At 43.1% G+C, this 18,563-nt stretch carries 12 protein-coding genes; 10 read left to right on the top strand and 2 right to left on the bottom strand.

What is annotated here, in order from left to right; genetic code table 11:
• Positions 1-98: 98 nt before the first annotated feature.
• Positions 99-734: a carbonic anhydrase gene (locus OCK74_RS23170; RefSeq protein WP_279299481.1), complete on the top strand. Its 636-nt coding sequence runs from the start codon at positions 99-101 to the stop codon at positions 732-734.
• A gap of 78 nt (positions 735-812) precedes the next feature.
• Here the strand turns inward: OCK74_RS23170 and OCK74_RS23165 are convergent, their stop codons facing one another.
• Positions 813-2,135, bottom strand: a complete 1,323-nt coding sequence (locus tag OCK74_RS23165; protein ID WP_279299480.1) for a DEAD/DEAH box helicase — start codon at positions 2,133-2,135, stop codon at positions 813-815.
• Between the two features lie 167 nt (positions 2,136-2,302).
• Here OCK74_RS23165 and OCK74_RS23160 point away from each other — a divergent pair, with 167 nt between their 5' ends.
• From OCK74_RS23160 to OCK74_RS23145, 4 genes are all read left to right on the top strand, one after another.
• Positions 2,303-3,796, top strand: a complete 1,494-nt coding sequence (locus OCK74_RS23160; RefSeq protein WP_279299479.1) for an MFS transporter — start codon at positions 2,303-2,305, stop codon at positions 3,794-3,796.
• Positions 3,797-3,854: 58 nt separating this feature from the next.
• Positions 3,855-4,088 carry a DUF6814 family protein gene (locus tag OCK74_RS23155; RefSeq protein ID WP_279299478.1) on the top strand — a complete coding sequence of 78 codons (234 nt, stop codon included), beginning with the start codon at positions 3,855-3,857 and terminating at the stop codon, positions 4,086-4,088.
• A 42-nt stretch (positions 4,089-4,130) separates the two neighbouring features.
• Positions 4,131-4,847: a nucleotidyltransferase family protein gene (locus OCK74_RS23150; protein ID WP_279299477.1), complete on the top strand. Its 717-nt coding sequence runs from the start codon at positions 4,131-4,133 to the stop codon at positions 4,845-4,847.
• Between the two features lie 206 nt (positions 4,848-5,053).
• Positions 5,054-7,003, top strand: a complete 1,950-nt coding sequence (locus tag OCK74_RS23145) for a M1 family metallopeptidase (protein ID WP_279299476.1) — start codon at positions 5,054-5,056, stop codon at positions 7,001-7,003.
• Positions 7,004-7,184: 181 nt separating this feature from the next.
• On the opposite strand, the gene OCK74_RS23140 is transcribed toward OCK74_RS23145, so the two are convergent.
• On the bottom strand, positions 7,185-7,436 hold the full coding sequence (locus tag OCK74_RS23140; protein ID WP_279299475.1) for a hypothetical protein: 252 nt from the start codon (positions 7,434-7,436) through the stop codon (positions 7,185-7,187).
• A 363-nt stretch (positions 7,437-7,799) separates the two neighbouring features.
• On the opposite strand from OCK74_RS23140, the gene OCK74_RS23135 reads away from it, so the two are divergent.
• The 5 genes from OCK74_RS23135 (at position 7,800) to OCK74_RS23115 (ending at position 18,549) form a co-directional block, all read left to right on the top strand.
• On the top strand, positions 7,800-8,750 hold the full coding sequence (locus OCK74_RS23135; RefSeq protein ID WP_279299474.1) for an FHA domain-containing protein: 951 nt from the start codon (positions 7,800-7,802) through the stop codon (positions 8,748-8,750).
• 87 nt (positions 8,751-8,837) lie between these two features.
• Positions 8,838-10,259 (top strand): PP2C family protein-serine/threonine phosphatase, encoded by a 1,422-nt coding sequence (locus OCK74_RS23130; protein ID WP_279299473.1) that lies wholly within the window; start codon positions 8,838-8,840, stop codon positions 10,257-10,259.
• A gap of 32 nt (positions 10,260-10,291) precedes the next feature.
• Positions 10,292-14,359 (top strand): FtsW/RodA/SpoVE family cell cycle protein, encoded by a 4,068-nt coding sequence (locus OCK74_RS23125; RefSeq protein WP_279299472.1) that lies wholly within the window; start codon positions 10,292-10,294, stop codon positions 14,357-14,359.
• Positions 14,360-14,668: 309 nt separating this feature from the next.
• Positions 14,669-15,094, top strand: coding sequence for a response regulator (locus OCK74_RS23120; protein WP_279299471.1), 426 nt, complete (start codon positions 14,669-14,671; stop codon positions 15,092-15,094).
• A 65-nt stretch (positions 15,095-15,159) separates the two neighbouring features.
• Positions 15,160-18,549, top strand: coding sequence for a PAS domain S-box protein (locus tag OCK74_RS23115; protein WP_279299470.1), 3,390 nt, complete (start codon positions 15,160-15,162; stop codon positions 18,547-18,549).
• Positions 18,550-18,563 lie beyond the last annotated feature (14 nt).

Below are 18,563 nucleotides of genomic sequence, written 5' to 3'. Positions count from 1 at the left end.
ATTGAAAAGTTTAATGACCGGGTTTGGGAATTGCTGCTGAACCCGGAACTTTGAACTTCTGATTCTGAACTTGTAATTCAAAAACGTGTAATTAGATTATGCATTCGTACGAAAAGTTATTGCTGGAAAATAAAGCATGGGCCGCAGAGAAAGTAGATGATGACCCGGAGTACTTTGAGCGTCTCGCTCATATTCAAACGCCAGAATTTTTGTGGATTGGTTGTAGCGACAGCCGCGTTCCTTCCAATGAAATTACAGGTACACAGCCCGGAGAGATATTTGTACACCGCAACATTGCGAATATGGTGTTCAATACAGATGTTAACCTGCTTAGTGTATTAGATTATGCTGTAAATCATTTGAAGGTAAAGCACGTAATTGTCTGTGGGCATTATGGTTGCGGGGGTATTAAAGCGGCTACTACCAATGTAGATTACAAGCTGGTATTGAACATGTGGCTGCGTGGTATCAAGGACGTTTATCGCATTCATAGAGAGGAGTTAAACTCTATTAAAGATGAAGATACCAGGGTTAACCGCCTGGTTGAGTTGAATGTTCAGGAGCAGGTGCAAAACCTGGCAAAAACTTCTATCATACAAAGAGCATGGAAAAATGACCAAAGGCCTGACCTGCACGGTTGGGTTTATGGCCTTAAAGATGGCATTATAAAACCTGTCTTCGAAATGAAGGCCGGTACTCATATAGACCCATTGTATGAGTATGATGGATTATAATTCAATATAGACCTATAAGGCTTTCAAAGTCTTATAGGTCTATATTGCTGCCCTACAACCATTATTCTTGGCCATAGCTTATTTAGCTACAGCGATCTTTACCTTTTTATTCTTGATCTTTTCATCCTTGATCAACTGAAGGGTATGGCTTGCTTTTGATTTACGTACAGCTACAAATGAAAAGAAGTCCTTAACCTCGATCAGGCCTATGTCTTCTTTTTTCATCTGGCCCTTATTACTTAAAAATCCTACGATATCAACCTTATTTACCTTGTCCTTTTTGCCTGCTGCAATGAATAATGTGGTCCATTTAGGCTTTTCGGGCAAGATGAAAGTTTTAGGTAACGTAATATTTTCTATCTCGGCATCTACGTAAGGAGGTAAGTCTTCCTGAGGACCCAATATCAATATGGCAGTTCCGCTGGCTTCCATGCGGGCAGTCCGGCCATTACGGTGAATAAATACTTCTTCGGTGGAGGGCAAATGATAGTGAATGATGTAGCGGATATTGGCAATATCCAAACCCCTTGAAGCAAGGTCTGTTGTTACCAAAACATTCGAGGTGCCGTTTCTGAATTTGCATAAGGCAGCATCCCGCTCGGGTTGTTCCAGTGCGCCATGATAAAATACATTGACGATTCCCTTTTCTTTCAATATGGAACTGGTACGTTCCACAGCATCACGGTGGTTACAAAATACGATAGCCGATCTGTTGTCGATACGGCAGATCAGCCGGAAGAGTGTTTCTATTTTATCAGGCTCTTCACTTTGCACATACTGTATGGCCAATGCCTCTGACTTTGTGCCAGACAGGAAATTCAGGCGTTCAGGATGATCCAGTTCAATAAAGTCTGGTATATCAACGGCTTCTGTCGCCGAAGTGAGTATTCTTTTTTTCAAATGTTTCAGGGAGCCGACGATGAATGATACTTCTTCCTGGAAGCCTAACTCCAGTGATTTGTCAAATTCATCCAGCACCAGTACTTCAATACTGTCAAGCTGAATATTGCCCCTGCGGATGTGATCGGCCAAACGCCCCGGCGTTCCAATGATCAGTGCCGGCGCCTCTACCAGGTTGTTTTCTTCTATCTCGCGTTTATGCCCCCCATAGCAACAGGTAACTTTAAAACCTGTGCTCATGCTTTTGAACACTTGCTCTATTTGCAAGGCCAGTTCTCTTGATGGCACAATCACCAATGCCTGCGTTTTAGGGTTTGTTGTATCTAGCCTTTGCAGCACTGGCAACAGGAAGCCAAGCGTTTTCCCCGACCCGGTATCAGCCAGCAGGATAAAATCTTTGCCCTTTTTGGCTGCCTCCAGTGAAGCAGTCTGCATTTCGTTGAGTGCTTCTATTTTTAAACCCGCCAGTACTTTTTTAATGGATATGTGCCCTTTTTGCATGGGGCAAAAGTACAAGAGTTTGGTTCATTTGGAGAAAACCAGGGGATTGACGTACGGTTATTTAAATTGTTATTATTATATGATGGTTTCTTTTTCAGGCGGATAAGTGTGTAATTGACTTTTTTTATATATTTAACACCCATTGATTGAAAACGAAAACCATTTGCATGCCATCACCTAAAGGAATCTGGAAGGTTATAACTGCGTCTTCCGTCGGAACACTTATTGAGTGGTACGACTTTTACATTTTCGGAAGTTTGTCCACGATTATCTCACAAAAGTTTTTTCCTGATGCCAATCCCACTGCAGCCTTACTATCAACACTAGCCACTTTTGCTGCCGGTTTTGTAGTGCGGCCATTTGGAGCACTGGTCTTTGGGCGCCTGGGAGATCTTATTGGCAGGAAGTATACTTTCCTGCTCACGCTCGTATTGATGGGCGGTTCTACTTTCCTGATCGGACTGGTTCCTTCCTATGCTACTATTGGTGGCTGGGCGCCTTTTCTTGTATTGTTGTTACGACTGTTGCAGGGGCTGGCTTTAGGAGGTGAGTATGGTGGCGCGGCGACATACGTGGCAGAACATGCGCCGGAAAACCGCAGGGGCTTTTTTACCAGCTGGATACAAACCACGGCTACCCTGGGCCTGTTTGTGTCTTTGGGCGTTATCTTAACTGTTCGCCGTATTGTAGGTGTTGAGGAATTTACCGCTGGTGATGGCTGGCGCATTCCTTTCCTGTTGTCCATTCTTCTTGTGATTGTTTCCATCTTCATCCGTATGAAGATGCAGGAATCTCCCTTGTTTGCCAAGCTGAAATCGGAAGGAAGGGTTTCTAAAAACCCTTTAAAGGAAAGCTTTGGTCACAGGGCCAACTTCAAGATGGTGCTGCTGGCACTCTTTGGTGCTACTATGGGACAGGGTGTTATCTGGTACACAAGCCAGTTTTATGCTCAAAGCTTCATACTGACCAAATGCCATGTTGAATACGAACAAGCCAATTCTATTATATTGATTGCCTTAGTACTGACAACACCTTTTTTTGTCGTGTTTGGCGCATTGTCAGATAAAATAGGGCGTAAGAATATCATGCTCTTGGGCATGCTGCTTGGAGTACTGTTGTACCGGCCCATCTTTCAGCAATTGTATGAAATCGCCGATGTTTCGAAAAAAGCTGTTGTTGTTGAAAGGAGGGAAAGTAATCCTCCACCTCATGTAAACTCCGGGTTCATACAGGTCGTTACCATTGAAAAGAGGTTTGATGATGGAACAAAATTGAAGACGACTCTAAAAGAGCCTGCGGAAAAGAAAAGCGTGGCCCCGATGATGACCAATGAAGTAAGGCTGGCTGAAAAAGATAAGTGGAAAATGGTTGGGCTGATCGCTGTTATGGTATTGTTTGTGACCATGGTATACGGGCCCATTGCTGCCTTCCTGGTAGAACTGTTCCCAACGCAGATTCGCTACACATCTATGTCACTGCCTTATCATATAGGCAACGGCGTTTTTGGCGGATTGGTTCCGTTCATTGCTACGTTGATCACTACCATACCCGGTACGGATCATTTATCTGGTCTTTGGTATCCCATAGGTGTAGCCGCTCTTTGTATGGTTATTGGCTTTCTTTACCTTTCTAATAAGATTGATACGGACGTATCGGATTAAAGAAGATGAATTGATTAAAGAAGATGTATGATTATATGATTAAACTACCACATTTACCATGGATAAGTTAAAACGTATTGTAGGAATTGCATGGATGACGATTGGGCTGGCATCCATTATTGTTTTAATTGCAGGCGCTGTGATGAATATTGATGTGCATGGGAAGAGCGATATCAACAAGCCGGTACCTTGGCTGATCATCATTACTATTTTCACCCCTATTTCTATTGGCCTGATCATCTTTGGCTGGTATGCACTGAAAGGCGAATACGATGGAGTAATAAAAACTTAGTTTTCATTACTTTTACCGCTTTGCCTTAAATCAGTAAACACCATGAAAGCAATGATCTTTGCCGCGGGCTTGGGTACCCGTTTTAAACCCTGGACGGATAATCACCCTAAAGCACTGGCACTTGTTCATGGCAAAACACTATTGCAACGCAACATCGAATATCTGCAGTCATATGGAATTAAAGATGTTGTGGTGAATGTGCACCACTTTGCGGACCAGATCATTAATGCTATCAAAGAGAATGATGGTTGGGGAAGTCATGTTACCATTAGCGATGAAACTGATGAAGTGTTGGAAACTGGCGGAGGCTTGCTGAAAGCCAAAGAACTTTTGAGCAATGAGCCTTTCCTGACGATCAATGTAGACATTCTTACCGATTTGAACCTTCACCAATTTGCTGAGTTTCACCAGAATACCAAAGCCCTGATCACGTTGGCTGTATCCAATCGCGACACCTCTAGATATCTTCTTTTTGATGATTCTGCCAGGCTTTGCGGATGGTGGAATAACAAAACAAAGGTTGAAAAAATAGCCATCAGAAGAGAGAACTATATTCAAAAAGCATATAGTGGGATCGCTTTATTTGATCCCCAAATATTTGATCTGATACCATTTACTGGTAAGTTTTCCTTGATAGATGTTTACCTTGCCCTCGCTGCACAATATCCCATAATGTACTTCGACCATACCGGAAGCAAATTCATCGATGTAGGCAAGCCGGAAAGCGTAGCAGATGCTGAGAATTTGTACCAGCAGTAGACGCGTTAATTGGCAATGTAATTATATAAATAAGTGCTCATCCTTTTAAAATGGGCAGATAATGATATGTTTATGAGCAGATACTGTAAAATACATGCTGAGGATCACAGTTCGTAATTGGGGCATATTAATTTATTCTTTTATTAGTTTATCGTTGGCATAATTTTCACCTGTTGTGTGCTTAACTTCCTTTTTTGAAATCATGTATGATGAAAAGAATCTTTGTTTTATTATTATCCAATTGTTTTTTATTCATTGCTCATGCGCAATCCTCCTATGACAACAGGGAGGCATTCAGCCCCTTGTTTTATCAGCAAAATGGCAACCCATACCGCAGTGCCAGCGGAGAACCGGGGCCTGGTTACTGGCAAAACAGGGCAGATTATAAAATCAACTGTACTCTGGATACGGCTATGCATAAGATTTCCGGAGATGTAGAAATTATCTATACCAACAACAGTCCTGACAAACTGAAGTTCTTGTGGCTGCAGCTGGATCAGAATATCTACAAAAAGGACTCACGTGCATCGGCAACTACTACCCAATCCGGCGGTCGTTGGGCCAACGCCAAATTCACGGAAGGCAGTGTTATTAAATCTATAGCTGTAGATGCTAATGGCAATAAGTACACTCCTCAATACAATGTCAATGACACCCGCATGCAGGTATGGCTGCAACAGCCGCTAAAAGCATCTGGTGACAAGATGAAGCTTTCCATTGCATTTGAATTTACGGTTCCTGAGTATGGTACCGATCGTATGGGCCGTTTGAGTACTAAAAACGGTGTTGTCTATGAAGTGGCGCAGTGGTTTCCGCGTATGTGTGTATACGATGATATACAGGGCTGGAACACCCTGCCTTACCTGGGTGCTGGAGAGTTTTACCTTGAATATGGAAACATTGAATACAGTGTCACACTGCCAGCCAATATGATTGTGGGAGGTTCAGGTGAGCTGCAAAATGAAAAAGATGTATTGACCTCCAACCAGCTTTCACGTCTCAATGAGGCACGCAACAGCGACAAGACAGTTGTGTTGCGTTCAGAAAAAGAGGTGAAAGATCCTGCATCCCGTCCAAAGGGTGGCAACCTGACCTGGAAGTTCAAAATAGATAATTCAAGAGACGTTGCCTGGGCCGCTTCGAAAGCCTTTGTTTGGGATGCCGCCAGGATGAACCTGCCCAGTGGCAAAAAAGCCTTGGCCATGAGCATTTATCCGGTAGAAAGTATCAAGCGCAATGGTTGGCAACGCAGCACAGAAATGGTTAAGGGCAGCATTGAACACTACTCTAAAATGTGGTACGAGTATCCATATCCTGTTGCCACTAATGTGGCTGGTATTGTAGGAGGTATGGAATATCCAGGGATTGTATTCTGCTCTTTCTCTGATTCGGGAGAAGGCCTTTGGGGAGTAACAGACCATGAATTTGGTCACATTTGGTTCCCAATGATCGTTGGTAGCAATGAAAGAAAGTTTGCCTGGATGGATGAGGGCTTCAATACATTTATCAATGGACTGTCTACAAAAGCTTTTAATAAGGGAGAATTTTCAACTTTCTCCTTTTTTGGCACGGAGGAAATGACAAGGTATGTGTTCAATAAGAGCATGGATCCTTTGCTTACTACTCCTGATGTGATACAGCAGGAAAACTTGGGCGTGGCAGCTTACGAGAAACCATCCATGATGTTGAATGTACTGCGGGACGTGGTATTAGGCCCGGATCGCTTCGATGCTGCCTTCCGCGAATACATCCAGCGCTGGGCGTTCAAGCATCCAACTCCCTGGGATTTCTTCCATACCATGGAAAATGTGGCTGGCGAAGACTTGAGCTGGTTCTGGAAAGGCTGGATCTTCAATAACTGGAGCCTTGACCAATCGGTAAAAAGTGTAGAATACCAGGATAATAAACCTGAAGAAGGTGCCAATATAACCATTCAGAATGAAGACCAGATGGTAATGCCCGTAACAGTGCTGGTGAAGGAAAGCAATGGTAAGGAACACCGCATCAACCTTCCTGTAGAAATATGGCAGCGGGGATCTGCTTATACTTTTGGAGTGAATACAACTACACGTGTTAAGGAAGTGATGCTAGACCCGGATAAAAAGCTGCCGGATATGAACCGGAAAAATAATTCATTACAGCTGAAGGGATTTTAATAGATTAAATTCAGAATTTAGATGATAAAAAGAAGCCTCCTGTTCTTGAACAGGAGGCTTCTTTTTATGGATACAGCAATATAGTTGATACAATTTTTAGTGAATGGCTGCAATCATTTAATGAGACATACAGATACACCACGACCAGCAACTAGTCCGTTGAGCAGGTTGTTGTGATCAATTATGCTCCAAGTAGGTCTGAAATATCAATTTTTTTCAGGTAGGGCGCCAGTTCTTCTGTATCATCAAATACCCTGATCCTGCCAATTTCTTTGGTCTTGGAATTATAAAATACTTCCACATAATCGCTTTCTATTTGGAATAAAGCAACAGTGCAAAACAAAGTGTTGCGGGTTGCCAGGTGTACACCATATTTTAATACAGTGCTGTCAATATCCTTGCCGTTCGGGAGTTTTAATTCATGTATGTTCATGAATGAAAATTAGCAAATGAGCGCGGTACAAACAAAGAAAAATGTCAATTTTTTTGCTGATTTTTAGTGCGTTATTTATATTAAAATAATAAAATGTATAGTTTGAAGGGATGCTGCTTTCCTTTTTTGCGCCAAAAGGAAGAGTAATAAAAACGAATGACAAATTCAATTTAATAAATATGCATTTTCGATTCCTTTCATAAATATGTTTAAATATTTTAATGATTTCAGGGGGTTTTATTTTGGGGGAGTGACAATTCCAAGATTGGCTTATCCGTTCATCACTACAACATATTCTGATTTACAGGATTGGTAAATTATTCAGAACAGATTGACCTAAATTTACCCTCATACATTTTTCGAATGAAACCTAAAGCTTCTTTTTGGCAGCGCATTGGTATTCACGATTTCTTTTTGAAGAAAGGAACTGTGGATGAAGATAAACAGCCTGCAGGCCTTACCCCTAATGATGTATTCAAATATATTGTAGACAAATTCAACGAATCGATAACGCAACTCTCTTTTGCCAATCGTATTGTCTTTTACCACGAGTACATAATAGCATTTAATCCGGATGACTTCCAGGAGTTTATGGACAATAAGAAAGGCATCTTTGGCCTGATAGTGCAAGAGTCGGTAAGGAGCTTCTATGAAGCCTTGAAAAACTACCGTACTGCCGGTAAAACAGTAGAACCTTCCAGCAGCAAATGGGTATTTCGCTTTGTGTCGAATGCCAGCTATGCAAGGGGTGATAAAAGCTTTATTGGTAAGCTATTACCTGGAAGCCAGCAAAAGGATGAAAACCTGAGAGTGACTTTTATTCCGCGTCAGACAGGAATCGCGCAAACATTTGATATTAACCCGGATATTTTAAAGGGATTTACATTTTATAGTGAGGGTTATTATGAGGTGCCTTACCAGGAAGACCTGGTATATGACGAGCAGAAGCAATCCTCGTCTCAGGCAACAGCTTTTGCAAGACTGGAGACTATTTTACCCGATAAAGCCTTCGCCGGACGTAAACTGGAATTCATGATGCGACATGAAGAAATTATGATTTCCGGTAAGGAAGAAACTGCCGGTACACCGGATATCTTCCGTATACCATCTGATTGGGTCAATACCCCTCATTTGCGTATCCGTTTCAATAGGGGTGAAGGCAAATTTTACCTGGCATCCTTTGGTGAAAAGACAATTATGAATGAAAAAGAAGTGCCAAGGAGTGATCCAGCCTATCCAAATTGGTTGGAACTGCCTGTCAATTCACGGTTGGTACTTAATGGTATTGTTGGCATCAATATTTTTAAAGCATAACTCATATGTTTTCTCTTCTCCTCTTGTTCATTTGTTTGCTTTTACTTGTAGCACATTTCAGGGACATCAAAAAATCACACAAACAGAATGGCTGAGAATTATTTTGGAATTACAGATGTTGGCCGGGTAAGGGAAAAGAATGAAGACACTTTCATTGCCGAAAAGTTGTCTAATAAAAATGTAGTGCTGGCTTGTGTCATTGACGGGGTTGGGGGATATGTTGGTGGTGAAGTGGCTGCCAGCCTGGCAAGGGAAGTTATTTTAGAGCATTGCAAAAGTTCAGTGGCCCAATCAATAGATATGTTGAAAGACGCCCTGATCGCTGCCAATGAAAAGATCTATTTGGAGAAGCTTCAAAACCAGGAATATAATAAGATGGCATGTGTTGCAACACTGGCTCTGGCCGATGTGCAACACAATAAATTTTATTATGCGCATGTTGGGGATACCCGCCTTTACTTACTTCGGGATGAAACTCTGGTGAAAGTGAGTAAAGACCAATCCTTTGTTGGTTTTTTAGAAGATACAGGACGCCTGACAGAAAGGGCTGCAATGACCCATCCACGCCGTAATGAAATAGACAAGGCTTTAGGCTTTGATGCCCACCTAATTGCTACCAATGATTATATAGAAACGGGAGAGTCTCCTTTTCTACCTGGTGATATTCTTTTGCTGTGCAGCGATGGTTTAACGGATATGGTTACACGTGAACAGATCATGACTGCTTTGTCAAATCACAAAACCTTGCCCGAGAAAGGAAAGGCCTTGGTACAGGCTGCAAACGATGCAGGTGGTAACGACAATATTACAGTTGTTTTGGCGCACAATAATAAAAGAGGTGTAAAACAGAAAGCGATTCAACCAGCCTCTTTAATAAAAAAAAACGAGCAGTCAATAGATGAGCCTGTAATAAAAGAAGCGCCGCTTCCGGTTGTACAACCATTACAAACTATATCACCTGCACCGCCGACTGTGGTGAAAAGCAATAAAGGGATTATTATACTTCTTTCATCGCTTTGCCTGGTTTTCTTTGGCTGTTTTTTATGGATGTTGTGGAAAAGTAAAACTACCGGAGAAGCTCCGCAGGCAACACTGGCGAAGCAAATGAACCTGCAGGAGAAAAGGCTGGCTAATGCAATTGGCTACCTGAGGGGAAATACACTGGTGCTTTCCGATAGCTTTTTTGCGCAAGAGATCATCATCAGCGATACGCTGTTCATCAATCACGATTCATTGCACCTTAAGGGTGGTAGCAATACTGTATTAGTAAGAGATTCACTTTATGAAGGTCCGGCTTTTATGCTTTCAAAAGATTGCAAGTATGTTTTACTGGAAAACCTGACCCTATCCTATTTTGATATAGGGATCATCGCACAGAACAAAGCGCTGCACTTAAAGAATGTTCAATTCAATAATTGTCATATACCATTGCAATACCAGTTTACGTTTCCTGATAAACAGCCTATTAGTGGCTCAATAACCGACCAGGGATTTTTCAATCTGGAATAAGAATTATTAATAGCTGCATAACACATTAACTCATGGCTTTTCAAACGAACTGGCTGAAGCGACGAAATACAGAAAGGATCTTTTTACTCCTGGTTACTTTTGTACTGGCAGTTCTTTTCTTCCGTCTTTTCACTGTACTGAAAAAAGATTTTGCGGAAGTTCCCCGTCGGCTGGCAGAAGGCTCTATGGTCAACCTGAATGATGATCGTCCGGGTGAGCGTATCAAAGCTTTGCTTCAAAAAGGTTTTTACTTCGAGGACAAGCGGGATATAGACTTGGCATCTTCTGTTATTTCACAACGGTTAAATACAACCGAAGCTACGATTGACAACATTGGCGAGCTGAACAAACGTAAATACGACATCGATGCTGAGCAGGCCTTTGCACAAGGGGGAGATTCCTATAAAAAAAGGGTACAACTCTCCCGGTCATTACTAGGTTTTACAGGTGCCGATTCGCTACGCTTTCAACAGGAGAAGAGCAATCCTCCGCAATTGCCTTCAGAAAATAAGATTGCTTTAGGCAAGTACAACATCAGCGGAAATATTAGGGGCGGCAATGCGGCTGGTGTATTGGTGCGGCTGGATATGATCTTGCCCCAGGACAGTATCTATAGCAAAAGTGTAACAGAGGTAAGCAGCGAGGCCACTGAAACAGCTCCGGGTTTACGCATGCTTTATGCTGCAGACGCTACTGGCAATAGGCAGTTACAATCAATGACAGCCTATACACGTACGGATGCAGAAGGGCATTTTGCTTTTAAAGGACTTCCTGATCATAGGGCTTATGAAGTGATCCCCTTGCAGCCTGGTTTCCAGTTTGGGCCTTCAAAGGGAATGCCGCAACTGGATGAAGATGTTAGCTTTACCTTCTACAAGTCGCCACATTCGGTAAGGTTGTTGTCCACACGTGATTTCAATAACCTGAAAAAAGAACGGGCATTGATTGTGAGACTGCCGGGAGATTTCAGCCGGTGGTTCCAGATCATAATGGTTTGTTTCTTTGCCGCCTTTTTCCTGCTGCACCTGCTACTGACTATTTATTTTCATAAGGCTGACCAATTGATCCTGCCGGCGGTTATGCTGCTCACTGGAATTTCATTCCTGACCTTATTGAGTTTGCAGGATCCTCTGAGCGACCGCTTCCTGGCTAAAGATACCCTGGGTTATTTCGCTATAGGTTTTGTTGGTTTGAGCCTTCTGCTTTTCTTTAATCTGCGGCGCTTTACTGTAGATTCCGGTTTGTACAGGCTCTTTATTTTTAAAAATAATCCAACGGCAGCCAATGGCTGGCCATGGGCCGCACTGGCCCTTTTGCTTCTGGCACTAACGATTCTGTTTGGAACCGGTCCTGAAGGTAGTGGCGTGAAGGTGAACCTTTTTGGCTTTCAGCCAAGCGAGCTTGTGAAGTTCTTGATCCTTCTTTTCCTGGCCGGCTTCTTTGCCATGAACGAAAAGTTTATTTCGGAGTATGCGACCTGGCAAAAGCGGTGGTCATTCTTTTCCTTTGCCTTGGTAGCTATTGTGACTACGATCCTGATGTTTTTGATCTTAGGTGACCTGGGCCCTGCCATCGTTGCCTGCTTCACCTTTATTATCCTCTTCTCTTTTTCACGCGGTGATTTCTCCTTTATGGCAGGAGCTGTTGTGTTGTACACCTTGGCGGCCTGGATCATTCAAAATGTTTGGATCGCAACAGGAATTACAGCGCTCGCGCTTGTCCTTGCTGGCTACGTCACTAAGAAGAAAGATTTTAGCGAATCAGCTTTGATGGCGTTAATAGTGATTGCCGCCTTTTTGTTACTCGACCAGGTTTCTTTCCTTGATGACATTTTCCCTGGCCCTATGCAAAGGCTGGTAGACCGGAAGGCCATCTGGCTGGACGCATGGAACAACGAAGTGTTTGGCGGCGATCAGGTAGCCAATGGTATATGGGCCATGGCTAGTGGTGGCATTAAGGGTCAGGGAATAGGTGAAGGTTTTGCTAAGACCATTCCCGAAGCACATACCGACATGATTCTCCCTTCTATTGGAGAGGAGTTGGGCTGGGCTGGTATTGTCTGCATTTTTATACTCTTTGTTATCTATCTGCACCGGGCTATCATTATTGGCCGGCAGACGGGAACACCCTTCCTGTTTTATCTCTGTGCAGGTATTGGTGTGAGCACGTTTGTTCAGTTCCTGTTGATTGCCGGCGGATCTACCGGGGCCCTGCCTCTATCTGGTATTTCCCTGCCTTTTATCAGCTATGGCGGCTCTTCACTGGTGATCAATCTGTTGGCGGCAGGTCTCCTGCTGTCTGCTTCCAATGTTACAGGAACAGCGGTTCAAATGAATTACATTACTCGCCAGCAGGATAAGAACCTGGTTCCGGCTCTTGTGGCTGCCTTTGTAGGTGTCTTATTACTGACCGTTAATGTATCCCGTTATCTATTTCGCAATGAGCGATGGGTGGTGCAGCCCGCTTTGGTGGCCGAACGCAGTGGTGCCCGTATGTTTAGTTATAATCCCCGGATTGCGATTTTAATGAACAGACTGCAGGCGGGGAATTTGTACGACCGGAAAGGAAAAATTTTGGCTACCAGCAAACCTGAAATGGTGAGGCAACAGCGCGATTCCCTGCTGGCTAATGGTATCGATCCTCTTTACCTGGATGCGTTGGTGCACAGAAGGCAGGACCGTTATTATCCTTTTGCTGAACAAATGTTCTTCTGGACCGGCGATGTCAATACAGGTGTTTTTACCGGCGGCATTAACGGCTATTTTGCTGAATATGAACACGCTGCAGAGTTAAGGGGCTTCCCTGCTCCAGTGGTAAACTATGCGGTAATGGCTAGTCGCTTCAGGGAAAGCCGCTTTTTACCGGAAACAGCTCGTGAGATGACGGTGAGCAAGCGTGATTTTAGTGCGATTGCCCCTTTGCTGCTGGCTGGCATCAACAGTAAGGAAGTGGACGCTTTTAAAAAGCGGAACAGGGATGTTCAATTAACTATTGATGCAAGTTTGCAAACTGCTTTGCAACGTTCTCTAGGCGCCGATCCGACTTTAAAGGATAACCGCGTTTCTGTAGTGGTTATGGAAGATTCTACTGGCGAAGTGCTGGCTTCTGCCTGCTATCCCCTTCCTCCTGTGGATAACTGGGATCAACTGACGCTGCCACCTGCGGAACAAACAAAGTTGGGCTACTGGCTCACTACCCGGGACCTTGGTTTTACTCATGCCACACAGCCAGGCTCCACTGCAAAAATTGCAACAGCTTTGGCCGCTTTTAACAAGCTGGGTGTATCTGCTGCGCAGAAGACCTTTATCATACGGCAGCAGGACCTCATCAGGGTAAGGAGCGATGAACCCGATGAAACAGGTACCATATCCATGGAAAGGGCAATTGTGAAGTCCAACAACCCTTACTTTATAAGACTGGCAAATGAAATGGAACTGCAGGAACAAATGGCTACCCTGTACCTTCAAACCGGTATGTTCCTGCGTGGCGTAGGCGGGTATTTTTATGAGAGCGATCCGGATGTTTTATACCAGCAAAACAAGTGGCGGGAACTATGGCGCAATACGGAGTTTAGAAGCTTAAAAGCATATGACAGGAATGACATCCGCGCCACCCGTGGACGTGGAGTATCTGGTATGGCCTGGGGACAAGGCGAACTGGTGGCTACACCTGCATCTATGGCCAGGCTGGTATCCGGGGTGGCTAATCATGGCTTTATGATTCAAAACCGCTTTGTATTGAAGATAGCAGATTCGGTAATCACCAAAAAAGACACTGTGATGTTGGCTAAAGATCCTGCTTATGCACAAATCCTTACCGGTTTTATGAAAAAGCAAAGTGCCGGAAAAGTGGCCAAACTGGGTATCCTGATTGCTGGCAAAACAGGAACACCGGAGCGCATCATCAGGAAGCGTCGCATCAATGACGGCTGGTATACCTTCTTTGCTCCAAAAGCAAAGGGGCCGGGACATATCGTTGTTTGTATTCGCATTGAAGATTGTAAAGGATCCAGCGAGGCCGTTAAACTGGCAGGCGAACATGTGATACCAAGGTTACTGGCAATGGGGTATATTAAGGGATTTGAAACCACCAGCCCTTGATGAAGCATCGGCAAAACTGCCTTGTTCATCCAGAAAAAGACAAAGCTCACCGTTTCTATAGGGTATTTCATTAATAATTGTTCAATTTTACTATATATCACTGACACTAGGCCCTTTGATGCTCTAATCCGTCCTAATAATGATCCGGGTCCTATGGAAAACAATCAGGTCTTTCATTGAAAAACACCAGTTTATTTTTGTTTTATTTAAGGGTCAGTTAATAGCTTTAGAGAAACTGTTCTGATATCTTTGGAATAGGCAAATAGTTTTCTGAGAAGCAACATTTAATCAAAAAACTGAAAGTTTTTCATGAAAAGACTAACTAACTGCAAAATTGTTTTGGCTGACGACGATGTAGACGACCTATACTTGTTTGAACAGGCGTTGAAACAGGTAGATAGTGATGCTGTACTGATCACTTACGAAAATGGAGATGATTTGATGCAGTCATTATTGAAAAATGAAGCCAATTTGCCTGACGTTGTTTTTCTGGATTTAAATATGCCTAAGAAAGGTGGCATCGGGTGCCTTGAGGAAATTCACCGCCATGATTCGCTGAAAGAATTACCAGTTGTTGTTTTAACTACATCCATAAGACAGGAAGATATTAAAGCGGCATATAAACACAAGGCATGCCTTTTCTTTCATAAGCCAGACAGTCTTCCAAAGCTGGTGGCCATTATTCAGAAAGTTCTATCAATGGATTTGTCGCCATGGAATCCCATTGCATTCTGAATTGGATCGTTTCATTATTTCATCACCCTTGTGCACTGTGAACAGATCAATTGTGTAACCTAATCATGAAAAACATTTCCTTTAAGAACTCCGATAAAAGTAAGTTTTTAAAAATACTATGCCCGCTTAGTGTACTCATTCTTTGCGTGCTTTCTTTTTTACTGGTAAAAAGAATAGAGAACATGGGCAGGGCCGCTGAGTGGGTAAATAAAACCAACTTCATTCGCCAGGAGCTTTCAGAAACAAATTCGAGACTAACGAATGCGGAAACAGAACACCGTGGATTTCTATTGACAAAGGATTCTTCCTTCTATGCACTTTTTACAAAAAGCAGCAATGAATTGCATACACACCTCAACAACCTGGATATCCTGTTGAGTCATAATCCCGCAATGAAGGCTCCCATGAAAAAATTGCGGCTGCTTGTGAATAATAGACTGGATCTTTTGCAGCAGGTTTTGGATGAACATAAAGACAAAGTGCTGATTGACCAAACTTCCAGTACAAATGCTTTTAATGGAAAAGCTGCAATGGGAGCAGTAGATGCCCAGATACAATTAATGGACAGCCAGCTGGGACAGTTGTTACAGCAGCGCAGTGAAGAAAGCCACAGGTATATTATCACCACTCCTTTGTATGCTGCAATAGTCTACCTTCTTGCTTTATTGTTGATCATCTATGCTTTTTACAACCTCTTGCGTCAGTTGAAGCTTTCAACAAACTATTTGAACCAAAGCCAGGTGGCAGAGGAAAAAGCTAGAATGGCCAATTTCCTTTTAGAAAATGCTGAACAGATAACTCGCTCAGGTTCCTGGAAATGGAATAGTGTGCATGGCAAAAGAGAGCACTCTCGCAACCTGTTCCGGTTATTTGGATATGAGCCCAATAGCTTTGAGCCTGGAATGTACGACTTTTTGCACATGATCGACGAAGACGGCCGTCAGGAAATGATTAGTAAACTGGAGCAGGATATGAAAACTGGCGAGGTGAGCACTTCCAGTTTTTGGATTACCCGTAAAGATGGACAACGCAGGTATTTTCGTTGTATCAGCCACTTTGGCAAAAACGATAAGGGTGAAGATATCATCATCGGAACTACTCAGGATATCACAGAGACATATTTGCTGAAGCAGGAGTCTGAGCAGCATGCCAGGTTTAATGAATTAGTGGTGGAAAATAATGTCGACATGATCGCTGCATTCGATAAGGAGCTGCGCGTGACTGTTTGGAACAAGGCTTATGAAGATATTTTTGGTGTACCCAAGCGGGATATCCTGGGCAAAAGGCTCACCGATGTTTTTCCTTACCTGGAGAATGACGTCAAAACAATTTATTTGAAAGCTGCTTTAGAAGGAAAGGAAACCATACAGCAGGAGTTTCGTTATTTCAAAAACCAGAAAACCGGTGAAATCAGCATTATCCCTTTAAAAGATGAGATCGGTAATATAACAGGAGTGCTCACAAACATACATGACATTACTGCAATAAAAGAGGCGGAAAGACTACTGAAAGAAAGCAACCTCAAATTTGAACAGGCTGAAGAAGCTGGTAAAATTGGTTCTGCAAGCTGGAACCTTGCATCAGGAGCAATGACATGGTCTAAAAACTTGTATCGCGTTTTTGGGTATGAACCTGGTAGCGTTAGCCCTTCTCTGGGTTTATTGGAAGAATTTATCCATCCCGATGACGTTGCTGAAGTGATGCAAATCATAAAGCAGTATCTGAATATGAGTGGTTTTCCTCCTCTGCATTTCAGGGTCAAACGGAAAGATGGTGAAATACGGTACGTGAAAACTTCTGCAGTCCCTGTTAAGAACGAAAAGGGAGAAACTGTTCTTTTTTGTAGTGTTTTAGACGTTACTGAAGAAGAATTGTTGAAACAACAGCTGCAGGAAAGAAACCAGTTAGTAGAATCCCTGATTGAGAACAGTGCCGATATGATCGAGGTAATTGATACCGGGATGCATTATACGGTTTGGAATAAGGCGAATGAACAGCAATTTGGCCTGAGCAAGGAAGAAGTGCTGGGCAAAAACATTGTGGATGTATTTCCCGGCCTCAGGAATGATAAAAGAATGGAGTTTATAAATCAGGGCTTAAAGGGAAATCCTACGTACAGAAAGGAACAGCCTTGTCTAAACGGCCGGAAGACTGCAGACTTCAGCTACATTCCCTTACGCAATGCAGATGGAAGCATTATGGGATTGCTCATAATGGCGCATGATATCACAGAAAGGATCAAAGCTGCTGAAAAATTGAAGAGAGCCAATGATGAACTTCATTACAGGAACCAGGCTCTACGGGAAGCCTATGCTTTTAACCGTCACATTACCGACCTGGCGCCTAATGGAATTTACGTTTATGATAAAGCTAAAGGGGTGAATGTTTTTTTCAACAAACATGCCCAGGAACTTTATGGTTATAATGAAACTGAGCTGGAAGAAATGGGCCACGACTTCGTTAGCCGGATCATTCACCCTGATGATTTAATAGGTTTATTTGAAAAGTTTAAACAATACGATACAGCAGCTGATGATTATATCATGGAGCTTGAATACCGCGTACGCAACAAAGAAGGGCAGTACCGGTATATGTTTACACGTGAGGCCATTTTTAAGCGCAACGAAAATGGAGTGCCGGAACAATTTATAGGCGTCACAGTCGATGTTACAGACATCAAGATGGCTGAAAAGGAATTGAGAGAAAAGAACTTGGCGCTACAGCAGAGCAATGAAGAATTGGCTTCATTCAACTACATTGCCAGTCACGACCTGCAAGAACCCCTGCGAAAGATCCAAACCTTTGGCAACTTCCTGGAAGAAACAGAAACGGGTCTCACTGACCAGGGCAAAAGTAGTTTAAAGAGAATGCAAATGGCCGCAGCACGGATGCGCACCCTGATCAATGACTTGCTTGCTTTTTCAAGGGTAAGTATGGTAAAGGAAGAAATGGAACAGGTTGATCTGAATGAAGTTTTGGAGCAGGCTAAGTCATCACTTAGGACAGCTTTGAATGAAAAAGGGGCAAGAATAGATGGCTGTGAGCTACCCAAAGTACAGGGCGTTTCTTTCCAGTTACAACAGTTGTTTGAAAATATTATAGGCAATGCGGTTAAATATTGCGAACCCGGTCAAACGCCTGTTGTAACAATTACTACTAAAGAAGTTTCAACTGAGCAGGCCGAGGCTCTGGGCCTCCTGCCAGGATGGACCTACCATTGTATTTCTTTGCAGGACAACGGTATTGGGTTTGAGCAACAGTATGCAGACAAAATATTCGAACTGTTTCAGCGTCTGCACACAAAGAGTGAGTATCCTGGTACCGGCCTTGGATTAGCCATTTGCAAAAAGATTGTTCAAAATCATGGCGGTCATATTCAGGCTGTTAGTAATCCCGGCGATGGCGCTGTATTTGAAATATTCCTGCCTGCAGAGAACGTTTTTGAAATAGCGTGATGGGAATGACGAAC

The organism is Paraflavisolibacter caeni (assembly GCF_025628885.1).
Lineage (GTDB): Bacteria > Bacteroidota > Bacteroidia > Chitinophagales > Chitinophagaceae > Flavisolibacter > Flavisolibacter caeni.
The sequence above is the reverse complement of the archived record's forward strand: the minus strand, read 5'-3'. Positions and strand labels throughout refer to the sequence as shown.